The sequence below is a fragment of the Mucilaginibacter sp. P4_C11 genome, from assembly GCF_056402115.1.
Genome location: NZ_JBFUIA010000013.1, coordinates 173,710 through 188,556 on the forward strand (window position 1 = coordinate 173,710; position 14,847 = coordinate 188,556).

The window sequence follows — 14,847 nt, forward strand, 5'->3', positions numbered from 1 at the left end:
TCCAAATAATAGTATTATATTTCATCCTCTGATTATAATATGATTTTTAAACGATTGATTGCGTGCGCCTGCTGTACGCTGTTTACCCTGGGGGCGTTTGCTTTAGAAGGCGATTCGCTGGTAACTATAACCGCCTTAAAAAATGAGTACCAGTTTAAATGGAACGGCCAAACCAACAGGGTTGAGATAAAAGAGAAACTGAGCAATACCTACGTCAGCAATACCTATGGCGTAAGCTACCCGGTATCTGAATTTTATAACGATAACACCAGCATTGATGCCGTAACCTGCAAGGTTGATGGCCATAACTTACGGTCGTTTAAGCCAACCTACACCTATTACAGCCAGGACGATGTTTTTTACTCGGACGCAAAAATTTGCTACTTCCCGATGGATATGCCCAAAAAAGGAAGTGTCGGCACGGTCACCTTTGAAGAAACCCTGAATGATCCCCGGTATTTTACTTCCATCTATTTTTCAGATGCGGCAATAGTGCAGCAGGGCGAGGTGAGCCTTAAAATTCCCCGCTGGATGAAAGTGGATATCAAGGAAATGAACTTTAATTCCTTCGGCATAAAAAAAACTACCGAATACATCTCTGGCGAAGATGCCGATGTTATCACCTATTCGTTTGCAAATATACCGGCCATGAAGCGCGAGGCCAACAGCCCCGGCCCAACCTATATTTACCCGCACCTGTTGGTGTTGTGTAAATCGGCGGCGCCGGGCGGCAAGCAGATCACCTATTTCGGTTCACTTGCCGATCAGTATGCCTGGTACCGCGAACTGGTTAAAAACGTGGCGGGCGATCAAGCCGTAATCAGCGCGAAAGCAAAGGAGTTAACCGCCGGGCTTACTGCCGATATGGATAAAATAAAGGCCATATTTTATTATGTACAGGATAACATCAGGTATATTGCCTTTGAAGACGGCATGGCGGGCTTTAAGCCGGAGAAGGCCGACGAAGTGCTGCGCAAAAAATATGGCGATTGTAAAGGCATGGCCAATTTAACCAAGGCGCTACTGGTATCGCAGGGCTATGATGCCCGGCTATGCTGGCTGGGTACCAAACATATTGCCTATGATTACCAAACCCCATCAATGGCGGTTGATAACCACATGATATGCGCCCTAAACTACAAAGGGAAAATATATTACCTTGATGCAACCGAAAGCTACCTTAGCCTAAACGAATATGCCGAGCGCATACAGGGCCGCCAGGTTTTAATGGAAGACGGCGATAAATACATCCTGAATAAAATACCTTATGCCCCGCCTTTGCAAAACTCAACCAACCAGTTCAGCAAGTTAAGTGTAAGCGGCACCAGCCTGGTAGGCAAAGTAAATTATACATGGAAGGGCGAGGATAAGGAAAGTATTTTAAGCGGCTTAAACAGCATTAAACACGAAAATACGGATAAGGCTATGGTGAAATACCTGGCCGATGATAATAACGATTACACCATTAACAACTTGAAGCTAAGCAGCACAGCCAACCCCGATAAGGACTTGACAGCCGCGTTTGACCTGGAGCATAAAAATGCTGTAAACGTGTTTAGTAAGGATTATTACATCAACATCGACAGCCAGAAGGAACTGGCCGATTTTACTTTTAAACCCGCCGTGCGCAAGCTTGATTATTGGTTTGCCTATAAAATGAACATCAACAGCCAAACCGAACTGGATATTCCTGCCAATTATAAAGCCGCAACCGTACCTGCCGATTTGAACATTGTGAACCCCGATTATGAGTTTCACATCAGCTACACCCAACTGCCCAACAAACTGTTGTACAAAAAAAGCCTGCTTATTAAAAACACCAGCTTGCCCAAAACCCGCTTTGAGCAATGGAACCACGATGTGGAACTACTGGGCAAGGCTTACAACGATACCCTGATCCTAAAACCTACAAACTGATATATTAAATGAAACCACTTTACCTGTCACTATTTTTTTTATTCATCACTACTTTAACCTTCGCGCAGGACAATGTGCCTTATGCCGAAAAAGCCGCCCAATTGCAAAAAGAAATTTGGGGTACCACCGCGCCCGAGTTTAAAGTTACCAAAGTACCCGATAGCCTGAGCAAAGAGAGTGCTGTTGTGCTGGCACGGTCGTTTAGCCTTAACCGTACATCAAACACCAAAATAAAATTTTTGATTATTACCGCCGCTGCAAGCCTGCGTACCGTTAAACTCAAAACTTTTCACGAGCGTGTAAAAATTAACGATAAAGTATCGCTGGAAGATTACTCAACCCTGGAGTATCAGAAGAAGCTGGATAAAACTGTGTCCTTTTTCCTGACCAAGTTTGTGAGTACCAATAACACTTTTATCGGTGCCAAAATTGTTAAGCCAAACGGTAGCGAGGTAATTGTTAATACCGGCGAAGAGGTTTTAACCAAAAACGAAACCAAAGACCAAAAGGGCAAACTGGCCATCCCCGGTTTGCAGGTGGGCGATATTTTAGATTATTATGTGAGTACCGTTGATGTTGACGAAAACAGCAAAAACGCATCCTATAAAAACAACGACGATATTTTTGTACTGGCCGATGAATACCCTGTTTTGTATTACAGCCTCGATTTTCAGTACAATAAAAAAACCGATGTAAAATATATTTATGCCAATGGCGCCCAGCATTTTGATGGCGGCCGCAATGCCGATGGCGACCTGGTGCTGAGCCTTAAGCTGCACAACATGCCTAAGTACAAAAGTAACATCTGGGTATCGGCCCTGCGCCAGTATCCTTATATAGAAATTGGCAGCACGTTTAATAACGGTGCCGATGCATCATATGATACACGTGCTGTGGCCATTAAAAAAGCGTTCAAATATTCTTTTGAGGAGTACTCCGGCTTTAACGAAGCCGAAAAACGCACCAAGGATTATTTTAACACAGGTAAACCATTTAAAAATAATGCCGCAGATAGTGTATTGAAAGTATTGTATGACATATGGAAATTCCAGGTTTTTTGCAATTACGATGGCGATGAACTGGAAAATATTGACGGGATGAATTACCGCAGCGCCCGCAGTGTGCCGGCTGCCATAGGCATGAGTATGATGCTTACCCAATTGGGTATTAACCATGATGTATTGATGGTGGCATCACGCATGAGCAATACGCTCGATAACATGTTTACTTTTAACGATTTTGATGCTGTCATCCGCATAAAAAGGGCCAAAACCTATTTTATGAGCTTTGATAATGTGGTTACCCATTTTGGCGAATTACCAGAGCGCTTTGAAGGCGAAAAGGTAATTGCCCTGAATCCCGACCGCATCACTAACAAGTACTACACCTTTACCGAAAAGGACGATTCGTTGTCAGTTTCAACAAGCGATAAAAATTTTATTGACGAACAGCTACAGGTAAACCTGCTGCCAACGGATATGCAAAAACTAAAAATTGCCCGGCAGGTAAGCGAAACCGGTTCCATGCGTCTTGACGACCAAAAATCCCTGTTGCCGGCCGGCGACATTGACAAGGGTTTACAAACATTGATAAAAGGCGAAGAACTATCAAAAAGGATAAAAGGCAAACACAAAGCCGACGAGTACTCAAATGCATTTGAGCAACAACGTAAAGACCAGTTAAAAGCCTTTACCGCCGAAATTAAGGGTAAATACGACCAGGAACCAACCGAAGTAAAGGATTGCAAAATCGTCGACCCGGCGATTGAAAACACTAACCCGGCGTTTAAATATAGCTCGTCATTTGTGCTCAACAACCTGGTGAAAAAGGCCGGCAACAACTACCTGGTTGACGTAGGCAAACTCACCGGCGGTTTTTACAAACTGGACGATACCGAACGCAAGCGCACTATTGACGTTTACATGCCCTGTGCCCGCAGTTTTAAATATACTCTATCGCTGACTATCCCGCAGGGCTATATAGCTAAAGGAGTAGAAGAGCTGAACATTAAAAAAGAGAACAAAACAGGCTCATTCTCATCAACCGCGAACATCAGCGGCAACACATTAAATATTGTAGTAACCCGTGCCTACGCCCACAACTTCGAAAAAGCCGCCGACTGGCCCGCGCTGGTTGAAATGATTGATGCCGCCTCGGCTTATAACGCTAAGAAAATTTTGCTGGAGAAGAAGTAGTTAGTCGTCCGAAAGTCCGAAAGTCGGAAAAGTCCGAAAGTCAGAAAGCCGGGGAAGTCCAAAAAGTCAAAAAAGTAGCCGGAGTTGTTGGTCCGGAAGTTAGAAAAGTAAGATAGGAAAGTTGGAAGTCAGAAAAATCGTATGAGGGGGGACCCTTCCTTATTTCCCAACTTCCGGACTTTCCGACTTTTCTGACTTTCGGACTTTCCGACTTTCGGACTAATAACTACATTTGCACACTATGACAGCTACCGAAATACGCCAGGCTTTTCTTGATTTTTTTGTTTCAAAGGGACATATTATCGTTCCTTCGGCACCAATTGTAATTAAAAACGACCCGACCCTGATGTTCACCAATGCGGGGATGAACCAGTTTAAAGATATATTTTTGGGCGAAGCAGCAGCCAAGGCAACCCGTGTAGCCGATACCCAACGCTGCCTGCGCGTAAGCGGCAAGCATAACGATTTGGAAGAAGTAGGTATTGATACCTACCACCACACCATGTTTGAAATGCTGGGCAACTGGAGCTTTGGCGATTACTTTAAAAAAGAAGCCATTGCCTGGAGCTGGGAACTGTTAACCGAAGTTTATAAACTACCTAAAGACCGCCTGTACGTTACCTATTTTGAAGGCGACGAAAAGGAAGGCCTTGAAAAAGATACCGAAACTTACGATCTGTGGAAGCAGTTTGTAGATGAAGCCCACATATTGCCCGGCAACAAAAAGGATAACTTTTGGGAAATGGGCGAAACTGGTCCATGTGGCCCGTGCTCCGAAATTCATTACGATAGCCGGGAAGAAGGTGAAAGGTTAAAGGTGAAAGGCCAAAGTCTTGTAAATGCTGATCACGACCAGGTGATAGAGATCTGGAACAACGTTTTCATGCAGTTTAACCGCTTAAAAGGTGGCGCATTACAGCCATTGCCTGCCAAACATGTGGATACGGGTATGGGCTTTGAGCGTTTGGTACGTGTGCTGCAAGGCAAAACATCCAACTACGATACCGATGTTTTTCAGCCGATGATCCAGTTTATTGCGAAGAAAAGCGGTAAAACATACAACAGCGCCGCCAAACCCGGTGATGCCGACTGGAATGAGGCCGTTGCCATGCGTGTATTGGCCGACCATATCCGTGCCATCAGCTTTGCCATTGCCGATGGGCAGTTGCCTGCAAGTAATAAAGCCGGTTACGTGATCCGCAGGATCCTGCGCCGTGCCGTGCGTTATAGCTACCAGACTTTAGGCTTTAAAGAACCTTTCTTTAACCAACTGGTGCCTTTATTGGCCGGGCAGTTTAAAGGGGTGTTTGATAACCTTTACAGTCAGAAGGATTTTGTGCAGAAAGTGATTTTAGAGGAGGAATTGTCATTTTTACGGACTTTGGAAAGAGGCTTGATTAAAATCAGAGATTACATTTCAAAGCGAGATTCGGTTAATTTCGTGGCGTTAACTTTGGTTGATGAAAGACCAGAATTATCAGCTACGGCATTGATGGACCATTTAATTAATAATCCAAATGAAATAAAGAAAGGTCTTGAAACAGCATACGGGGAGACTAAACCAGCTATTGATGGCGATACTGCATTTGAATTATTTGATTCTAATGGTTTCCCCATTGACTTAACCAGACTTATAGCATCGGATTACGGATTTGACGTTGATGAAGATGGTTTTAATAAGGCTTTAGCTGAGCAAAAAACTCGCTCCCGTGCGGCATCATTAGTTGACACACAAGATTGGATCACTTTAAAAGAAGACGAAGCTTCCATCTTCACCGGTTACGATGAAACCGAAACCATTGCCCATGTGGTAAAATACCGCAAGGTAACCGCCAAAGGCAAGGAGCAATACCAGATTGTTTTGGATAAAACGCCTTTCTATGCCGAAAGCGGTGGCCAGGTAGGAGATAAGGGCGAGTTGGTTTTTCCGGATGGCACCATCATTTTGGTTACCGATACCAAAAAAGAAAACGGTTTAACGGTTCACTATGTAGATAACCTGCCCGATGATATTCAGGATGCGTTAACTGCCATTGTTGACCCTGCTTTGCGGGGGCAAACCAATGCCAACCACTCGGCCACGCACCTGCTGCATGCCGCCATGAAACAGGTATTGGGCAGCCACGTAAACCAAAAAGGATCATTGGTAAACAGCGATTACCTGAGGTTCGATTTTTCGCACTTCGCCAAAGTTACCGACGAGGAATTGGCGCAGATTGAAGCCATCGTGAACCAAAAGGTACGTCAGAATATCCCGCTGAAAGAAGAGCGCAGCGTGCTTTATGCCGAAGCCATCACCAGCGGCGTAACCGCCCTGTTTGGCGAAAAATATGGCGAGTATGTACGCATGATAACTTTCGAAGATGAGTTTAGCAAGGAGCTTTGTGGCGGTACCCATGTTCAGGCTACCGGACAGATAGGCTTCTTTAAAATCATTGCCGAAAGTGCCGTAGCCGCCGGGGTACGCCGTATTGAGGCCATTACCGGTGTTGCTGCCGAGGTGTTTATCACCAACCAAAGCCGCATGGTCGACCAGCTTAAAGATTTGCTTAAAAACCCTAAAGACCTGCCAAAAAGCATAGAAAGCCTGCTGGACGAAAATAGCAAGCTGAAAAAAGAAATTGAGAAAGCCATCCTCGAAAAATCGTCAGGCTTAAAAAATGAACTGGCACAAAAAGCCGAAGCTATCAACGGCATCAACTTCATTGCCCAAAAAGTAGCCCTGCCCAATGCCGAAGCCATTAAAAACCTGGCCTACCAGTTAAAAGATATCGTACCCAACCTGTTCCTGGTCCTCGCCGCCGATTTTGACGGCAAACCCAGCCTAACGGTTATGATAGCCGAAAACCTGGTAAAAGAAAAAGGCCTGCACGCTGGCAACATCGTAAAAGAACTCGCCAAAGAAGTAAAAGGCGGCGGCGGCGGCCAGCCATTTTTCGCAACCGCCGGCGGCAGCGATGTAAGCGGCCTGGATAATGCACTGGCCAAGGCGAGGAGTTTTGTTGGGTGGTAACAAATCAAGGTAATAAAACGTTAATAACGTTAGAAGAGGTCAAATAATGATTGCGTTAGAAAACATAGATCGGATTAATGCCATAGAAGAAAGCGATTCGAACAAGATCAGCATTGTTTTGTTCGAGTGGTTGTCTTTAAAACAAAGCTATAAAAACGAATCTTTAGTTAATTACAGTGAATACGTAATAGATACCTTTGCCGATCTTTTTAAAAAAATGCTTGTTCAGGATACAGCGATGACTAAGGAGGCCAAACTAAACGTTGTTGACCTACTTGATAAACTTAAGACTCAGAAAGAAAACTTAGATTTTATTAAATCAAATATTGTCGTATCTGACATCCAGCAAGCATCGAAGAGGTTGTCTAAAAAAGCCCAATCAGCTTTTGAAACTAAATAAGGAATTTATCCTCGGATAGTTTGTCCGTACATTGCGGATCAAAACCCGCAGCTGAAATTCTGTCCATTCTATATTTCTGTAAATTCCGGTTCAAACAATTGCGTTAGGGATTGGCGCGGATACCGGCCAGTGTGGCTAAGGCCCGTGTAGTATGAGCAAAAAGCCCGGTACGCAGGGGACGCCATCATAGATATGAAATTTAAGACCACCCAAGGGTCACCAGGGGCTTACAAAACCACTCCCCGCTCACCATTCACCACTCACCGCTACATTTTTCCTGACCATTAAACCCCAAAACCTACCTATACTGTATTAACTTTTATATATTTGACCTTACAATCAGCAAATCACAGCTGAATTTATTTTTATGACAGTTCTCGCAAACGGGATAGGTGAAAAGTACGAATTGGTTGTAGGCCTCGAGGTACATGCCCAGCTATCCACTTTAAGTAAGGTTTTCTCGGCCGATTCTGCCGCTTTTGGTGCCGGGCCTAATCAGCATGTAAGTGCCATATCTTTGGGACACCCCGGTACTTTGCCTTTTTTAAATAAACGCGCGGTAGAGTATGCCGTTAAAATGGGCCTGGCCTGTAATTGCAGCATCAACCTGAATAACAGCTTCGCCCGTAAAAATTATTTCTACGCCGATTTGCCCAAAGGCTACCAGATAACGCAGGACCATGCGCCTATATGCCTGGGTGGTTATGTGCCTGTAAAACTGGCTGATGGTACCGAAAAAAACTTAGCCATTCACCATATTCATATGGAAGAGGATGCCGGCAAAAGTATGCATGACCAGCACCATGCCGATTCGCTTATCGACCTTAACCGTGCCGGTGTGCCCCTGCTGGAAATTGTTACCCAGCCCGATATGCGCAGCGCCGAAGAGGCGGGCCAGTTTTTGACCGAAACCCGTAAAATACTGCGCTACCTTGATATTTGCGACGGCAACATGGAAGAAGGCAGCATGCGCTGCGATGCCAATATCTCTGTTCGCCTGCGTGGCGCCACCGAATATGGTAATCGTTGCGAGGTAAAAAACCTCAACTCTATCCGTAACGTGCAGCGTGCCATTGAGCACGAGTTTGCCCGCCAGGTAGCCGTAATTGAAGCCGGTGGCCATATTGACCAAAACACGCTTAACTTTAATGCCGATACCGGCGAAACATCGGTATTGCGCAGCAAGGAAATGGCCAACGATTACCGCTATTTCCCCGAGCCGGATTTAATGCCGTTGGCGCTTACCGAGCAATACGTTGATAACATTCGTAAAAGTTTGCCGGCACTGCCCAGCCAGCTTTATCATAAATACCTTGAACTGGGCTTGTCGGCCTATGATGCTTCGGTTATTACTGCTGATAAGGATGTGGCCCACTATTTTGAAGAGCTGATAAAAGCTACCGACCATTATAAGGCCGCCGCCAACTGGATCATGGGCACGGTAAAATCATACCTGAATGATCATGACGTGGCCATCAGTAACTTTGCTGTTACCCCAGCTAACCTTGCCGGCCTCATCAAACTAATTGACGCGGGCGTGATAAATAATTCTGTAGCTTCGCACAAGTTATTCCCCGCCATGGTTAAAGAGCCGGGCAAAAAAGCCGATGAACTGGCTAAAGAGCTTAACCTGTTAATCAGTGCGGATAATGACGATGTAAACCAGTTTATTAAGGCCGCCATCGCCAAGTTTCCGGATAAGGTAAAAGAGTACCAAAAAGGGAAAAAAGGCGTGTTGGGCTTGTTTATGGGCGAGATTATGAAGCTATCGAAAGGTAAAATAGATCCGCAGAAAACAAACCAGTTATTGATTAAGGAATTAGAAGTAAAGTAGTAATGAAATTAAAAAATCTGGCAGTTTACAGTGTACTGTTTTTAACTGCATTTGTTTATTCATGTAAAGATAATTCGCAGTTTACCATTAGCGGTACCATTAAAAATCAAGGCAGTATAAAGCTGGTTTATTTAATTGAGGCTGATAGCAGCCAGCTTAAAGTGGTAGACTCGACCACGCTGAGCGAAGATGGTAAATTCAAATTTAAACATGTGGCGCCTTATGCCAATTTATACAAGCTACGTATTGGCAGCGCAGGCGGTGGCGATCAATCGGCAGCGGCAAATAACGTATACGACCTGATAGCAAAAAACGGCGATGATATTGATTTTGAAACCGATAGTAAAGATGCAACGCATACCTATAATATCAAAGGCTCTGACGATTCGGACAAGATAAAAGAGTTTAATAAGATCAGTAATTTTTACGGCGAGAAAAATTCGAAGCTTGTGGCCGAGTACCAGGAGAAATCACAAGCCCTTGGCAAACAATCAGATTCATTGCTGAAAGTTTATATGCCTACCTTCCAAAAAAACGTGGCCGATTATGGTGTTGCTGTTTTAAAGTTTGTTAACGATAACAAATCGTCGCTGGCGGCCTTTTATGGCGCAACATCGTTGGATGTGTATAAGTTTGAACCGCAGCTGGTGGCCTATGCCGATGAGATTAAAGATAATTTTAAAGATAATCCGGCGGTGCAATCCTTCGTCAAACAGATGAACAAAATTAAGCCGGTGTCCATTGGTCATAAAGCCCCAGAATTTACAACCACCGGTATAGATGGTAAACAGGTAAGCCTGGCCGACTATAAAGGCAAATATGTAATGATTGATTTTTGGGCATCATGGTGCGCGCCCTGCCGCCAGGAAAACCCTAACGTGGTAAAACAATATGCCGCATTCCATTCAAAAGGCTTTAATATTTTAGGTGTATCATTAGATAAGGATAAAGCTGCTTGGCAAAAAGCCATCAATGATGATAAACTGGAATGGGCTCACGCATCGGATTTAAACAGTTTTGAAGGGCCAACAGAAAGACTGTACAATATCGAGGCTATCCCGTCAAATTTCATCATCGATCCGGCCGGAAACATCGTTGCCAAAAATATTACCGGGGCCGATTTGGAAGCTTTTTTAACCAAAACGTTCAAATAGGTTCAATTTATCGTTAACAAAAGGTAACCATTAACAATTTGTTAATATTTGGGTAACTTTGAGGTGTTGTAAAGTGTATACTTTTATACAAAAAAATTAACGCATCATGAGCAGCTCTCCAAAACAGAAAATTCTTATTGTTGATGATGAACCGGATATTTTAGAGTTGATAGAATACAACCTTAAAAAAGAAGGCTACCAGGTGTTTTTGGCCCGCAACGGCCAGGAGGCTGTAGCCGAAGCCAAGAAATCACTACCTGATCTTATTGTACTTGACATTATGATGCCTAAAATGGATGGCATCGAGGCCTGCCGCATCATGCGTACCATGCCCGAGTTTAAAAATACCTTTATGGTATTTTTAACCGCCCGCAGCGAAGAATATTCAGAAATTGCAGGCTTTAACGTAGGTGCCGATGATTATATAGCTAAACCGATAAAGCCCCGTGCCCTGGTAAGCCGTATAAACGCCATATTGCGCCGCAACTCGCCAACAGAAGAAACACCCGACAACAAACTTGAAATTGGCGACCTGGTTATTGACCGCGAAGCTTACCTGGTTTACCAAAAAGGTGTTAAAGTGGTTTTGGCCAAAAAAGAGTTTGAACTGCTATACCTGCTGGCCTCAAAACCCGGCAAAGTATACACCCGCGAGGTAATCCTGAAAAACATCTGGGAAGACTCGGTAGTAGTAACCAACCGTACCATCGATGTTCACATCCGCAAACTGCGCGAGAAACTTGGTGATGAGGTAGTTGCAACTGTTAAAGGTGTAGGGTATAAGTTTGAAGCGTAAGCCCGGCCTCCTAACCCCCTGAAAGGGGAACTTTTGATTAACATATTTGAAGCTTCGGTTTTCTTTCGGAAAGTCGAAGCTTTTTTTGGCGAAAAGCTTTTGGCTTGTTTGGGGCGTTGCCTGCGGCCGGGCCATTCGTTCATACGCGCACAAGGCGTTAGGCACGGCCCTCCTTATGGCCATCGCGCGGGCCGGTATCCACTTTTGTCCCTAACGCAATTGCCTGAACCTGAATTTTTCACATATAAATGATTTTTTTAAGGTGTTCAAGAGGGCTGCGCCGTTTACAGAATTAAAAAATTAACAGAATTTAAAAAGCCAATTCGAGAAATTCTGAAAATTCGTTTAATTCGGGTTCAGACAACAACCCCAATAAAAAATAAAACTAATTGCCGCCCAATTTGTATACCAGTTAATAAAATTTCTCCCGATGAAAAAAATAGTCTCCATAACCATAGCATTTGTGCTGATACTTAGCGTTTGTTTCGCTGCTATAAACAGCCTTACAGGCAAATGGGCAGGGCCGGTTACATTGCCGGGGAACAAGCCCTTTCAGCTTGGTTACAATTTTAAAGTAGATAGCGGTAAACTAACCGGTACCGCACTAACCCCGGCCGGTGAGGTGATAATTACCGACGGCATGATAAACGGCGACGATTTTTCATTTAACGTACCCGTACCCAACGGGAACGCCCCGCACACCGGGAAACTATATGCCGATAGCATTGCCCTGCACTTTGTGTATCAAGGGCAGCATTTGGCAGCTACATTAAAAAGGGCTAACTAAACTTTATCCTATAGAAGCTAATACTTTGAACATTAAAGTTGGCGAACTCATTTTTGATGATAACAACGGCCTGTTTAAACAAACAAGGCCCGCAAGTTACCCTGCGGACCTTCACCCCCCTCTGATCAAAAAAAAACTATTGTTGTACTACCTGTGCTTTTAAGCTCACAATAATTTTGCCCAGTGAGCCTATTAAGGTTGATGGCAGTTTATTTTTATTAGCGCCTTTCACAACATCGTCAACAAAGGCGTCAAAATCGGCAGCGGTGGCTTTGCCGTTCATACGTGGATTTTTTGCCGGGTCGTGGGCATCAACCATGTTGTCGCCTGTGTAAGTGAAGTTTTTTGCGCCTGTGGCAACAGCTACAAACGTGGTCAGGTTGCCGCTCAACTCGGTAAAGCCCGAAAGGTTGCCTTTGGTCACTTCGGATAGCAACACAGTAAAATGCCCGTTTATCCTGCTATCGCCGGCAATAACAAATATGGTGCTATCAATAACCGAGCGGATGCCTAAGCGGCCTTTTTCGATGGTGGTACCTGGTTTTGCCGGGTCGGATACCATTACCGATCCGCCTAACGAGTCATATAAAGTAGCTTTTACCGGTGTTACCGACGAATTACTGCTGCAGGCCTGCAGCGCGAACATTGCACTAACAGAAAGCGCGATTAACGTAGATGTGTTTAGTAGTTTTTTCATGTTTTTTTGAAGATTAGATTACCTGGGTTATTAGTTTGTAAATTTTATAGGTGTATGATGATTTGGCTACCGGGCAGCCGCTTTTTAAACTTTGTGCATCGGGCATGTAGCGATCGGCTTTTAGGTTAAGGGCTTTTTTAAGGTTATCAACTACCTGGTTGCCGTTGGTTTTAACCGGGAAAAAAGTAAAAATAACAGTGTTCGATTCCGGGTTAACCATTACATGGTCAATTCCTTTTTGCTTGTACATCCAGCCGGCAATGTTATTGGCATCCCTGGGTGTTATCGGCTGCTTAATATCAATGCGGGCCATTACTTTGGTAAAGGCATCGGGCGCCGGCCGGTAAACAAAATAAATGTGAATGGCCAGCACAAAAAGCAGGAACAAGAAGGTTGATAAACCATAAATGACAATTTTTTTTACTGTGCTTTTTTTCATGAGGATAGGCTTTTAGTTTTAAGTATCTTGAATATGATTTATAGCGAAATTTTACATTTCTATTATGAAATACGGCGCTTTAATTACCCCGGTTTTTAGATGCTGATAAATAAGCTACTTTAAATTAGAGTACTCCGTGTAGTGGTAAAAAATGTTTTGGAAAGTAGCTTGGAAAGGAAGAATGGTAGCTGCGTATTTTTAAAGAGGACTAAGTATGCAGCTGTGCGGGTTAATTGTTAGCGATAAATGTATTATCAGCTGTTAATACCGAATATGAAATAAAGTACCGAAAATGCCTTAAGCACAGGCTATTGATCCGTTGCTGATGATTGCCATTGACCGGGTCGTTTGTTTATATGAGGTTAAGCAAGGCGGCTACCCGGTTTTGTCCTTCAATAGAGTTAACTGCCTGCTAATTCACTCAACGGAATATTTTTCGTAATCTTCTTTTTGCTTTATCTGTTATAGTCAACATTTTATTAGTGTCGCTCATATACAGGTTGTTACAGACTAAGCTAAACGTCGTATAACCTGTTATTATATGTTTTCCATCAAATATAATTAAGCCAAAATCTGAAGCAAAGCAATCTAAATCCGCTTTTTGATAGCAGTCCTTGTTCAGCAAAATTTCCCTTAGTGTATTTATTTCGGCAACGCTTAATGCCTTTACCTTATGAAAACAAGAATCAACCTTATTGTTGTCAATAATTGGTGGATCTTTTGAATCGAGGCAATCGTGCGTATTGCGCTGCATTTTATATAAATCAATAAACCTGGCTTGTTTTAAAGAGTTTTCGGCTTTTGTACCCAATTGCTGGCTAAAGCAAACATTGGCAAAAACGGAGACGAGGAATATCACTAATAAATATTTCATTTTAACTATGATGGTTAAGATCGTCAGGTGCCTCCTATACGTTAAGGCAGTTTATTTCTTTACTGTAAGTGATGTTAAAATCGCCCTCATCTCTACCGAGTCTGCACTGCTGCAAGCTACTTTTGATAGGTGTATATTAACAAACAAGTCCTTGCCAGCATGGCATAGCCATACATATGTTTTTGGGTAAAATTAGTGCCATCTACAACCACATTATTTTGCCGGAACATAAAATCATCCGTAGGTCTCCCCCAATCTTCATTGTTACGTTCCATTGTTTTCAGGTTGGAGTAGTTTGAAAAATAAGCGAATGGATATGCCGGGCTGATATCGGGGCCGCCAATGGCCACTTTTAGTGCATCAACCAGCTGCAGTTTTTCATCGTCATTAAGTTTGTAATATAAAACTGAGCAAATGAAGCCGTCCTGCTCGGCGTAATAGTAGTAATCGGTACCGCGCCATTCTTTTTTGAATTTTTTAAACCGGCTGCTTGCGAGGGTAAACGTAGTGCCTGTTCTTTTAGGATAAGCGAATTCAAATAGGGTACTGTCTGCTATTTTAAAGGCAAGTAACCCCAGGGCTGACGCATAAGAAACGTTAAAAACGGGAGGTGTTGCCAACAAAATGTTGATAAAGAGGTGATAAGTTTAAGGGTTGCGGTTGTCAAAAAGGCTTTCAAGTTTTTTTCTTTGTAAAAAAGAATATGCCCACATCCCTTCACGATCATTTCAGATGGATACC

At 43.5% G+C, this 14,847-nt stretch carries 12 protein-coding genes; 8 read left to right on the forward strand and 4 right to left on the reverse strand.

Annotation, left to right across the window (positions count from 1 at the left end; all coding sequences use genetic code 11):
* The first annotated feature begins 39 nt into the window (after window positions 1-39).
* From AC1DU2_RS14150 to AC1DU2_RS14185, 8 genes are all read left to right on the forward strand, one after another.
* Window positions 40-1,917: a transglutaminase-like domain-containing protein gene (locus AC1DU2_RS14150; protein ID WP_477385014.1), complete on the forward strand. Its 1,878-nt coding sequence runs from the start codon at window positions 40-42 to the stop codon at window positions 1,915-1,917.
* A gap of 8 nt (window positions 1,918-1,925) precedes the next feature.
* Window positions 1,926-4,112 carry a hypothetical protein gene (locus AC1DU2_RS14155; RefSeq protein ID WP_477385015.1) on the forward strand — a complete coding sequence of 729 codons (2,187 nt, stop codon included), beginning with the start codon at window positions 1,926-1,928 and terminating at the stop codon, window positions 4,110-4,112.
* A 241-nt stretch (window positions 4,113-4,353) separates the two neighbouring features.
* Window positions 4,354-7,125, forward strand: coding sequence for an alanine--tRNA ligase (gene alaS / locus AC1DU2_RS14160; protein WP_477385016.1), 2,772 nt, complete (start codon window positions 4,354-4,356; stop codon window positions 7,123-7,125).
* A 46-nt stretch (window positions 7,126-7,171) separates the two neighbouring features.
* On the forward strand, window positions 7,172-7,525 hold the full coding sequence (locus tag AC1DU2_RS14165) for a hypothetical protein (RefSeq protein WP_477385017.1): 354 nt from the start codon (window positions 7,172-7,174) through the stop codon (window positions 7,523-7,525).
* Window positions 7,526-7,892: 367 nt separating this feature from the next.
* Complete coding sequence (gene gatB, locus AC1DU2_RS14170) at window positions 7,893-9,359, forward strand: Asp-tRNA(Asn)/Glu-tRNA(Gln) amidotransferase subunit GatB (RefSeq protein ID WP_477385018.1); 1,467 nt, start codon at window positions 7,893-7,895, stop codon at window positions 9,357-9,359.
* Window positions 9,360-9,361: 2 nt separating this feature from the next.
* The gene (locus AC1DU2_RS14175; protein WP_477385019.1) at window positions 9,362-10,513 is read left to right on the forward strand and encodes a redoxin domain-containing protein; all 1,152 of its coding nucleotides are present in this window, start codon (window positions 9,362-9,364) and stop codon (window positions 10,511-10,513) included.
* A gap of 106 nt (window positions 10,514-10,619) precedes the next feature.
* Window positions 10,620-11,309 (forward strand): response regulator transcription factor, encoded by a 690-nt coding sequence (locus tag AC1DU2_RS14180; protein ID WP_147057003.1) that lies wholly within the window; start codon window positions 10,620-10,622, stop codon window positions 11,307-11,309.
* Window positions 11,310-11,739: 430 nt separating this feature from the next.
* Entirely contained in the window at window positions 11,740-12,096 is a 357-nt protein-coding gene (locus tag AC1DU2_RS14185; RefSeq protein WP_477356300.1) for a hypothetical protein, read from the forward strand.
* A gap of 136 nt (window positions 12,097-12,232) precedes the next feature.
* Here AC1DU2_RS14185 and AC1DU2_RS14190 read toward each other — a convergent pair whose 3' ends face one another.
* The 4 genes from AC1DU2_RS14190 to AC1DU2_RS14205 form a co-directional block, all read right to left on the reverse strand.
* Complete coding sequence (locus AC1DU2_RS14190) at window positions 12,233-12,793, reverse strand: globin family protein (RefSeq protein ID WP_477385020.1); 561 nt, start codon at window positions 12,791-12,793, stop codon at window positions 12,233-12,235.
* Between the two features lie 13 nt (window positions 12,794-12,806).
* On the reverse strand, window positions 12,807-13,232 hold the full coding sequence (locus tag AC1DU2_RS14195; RefSeq protein WP_477356304.1) for a hypothetical protein: 426 nt from the start codon (window positions 13,230-13,232) through the stop codon (window positions 12,807-12,809).
* A 421-nt stretch (window positions 13,233-13,653) separates the two neighbouring features.
* Window positions 13,654-14,106: a hypothetical protein gene (locus AC1DU2_RS14200; RefSeq protein WP_477385021.1), complete on the reverse strand. Its 453-nt coding sequence runs from the start codon at window positions 14,104-14,106 to the stop codon at window positions 13,654-13,656.
* A gap of 116 nt (window positions 14,107-14,222) precedes the next feature.
* Window positions 14,223-14,726 carry a hypothetical protein gene (locus AC1DU2_RS14205; RefSeq protein ID WP_477385022.1) on the reverse strand — a complete coding sequence of 168 codons (504 nt, stop codon included), beginning with the start codon at window positions 14,724-14,726 and terminating at the stop codon, window positions 14,223-14,225.
* Window positions 14,727-14,847 lie beyond the last annotated feature (121 nt).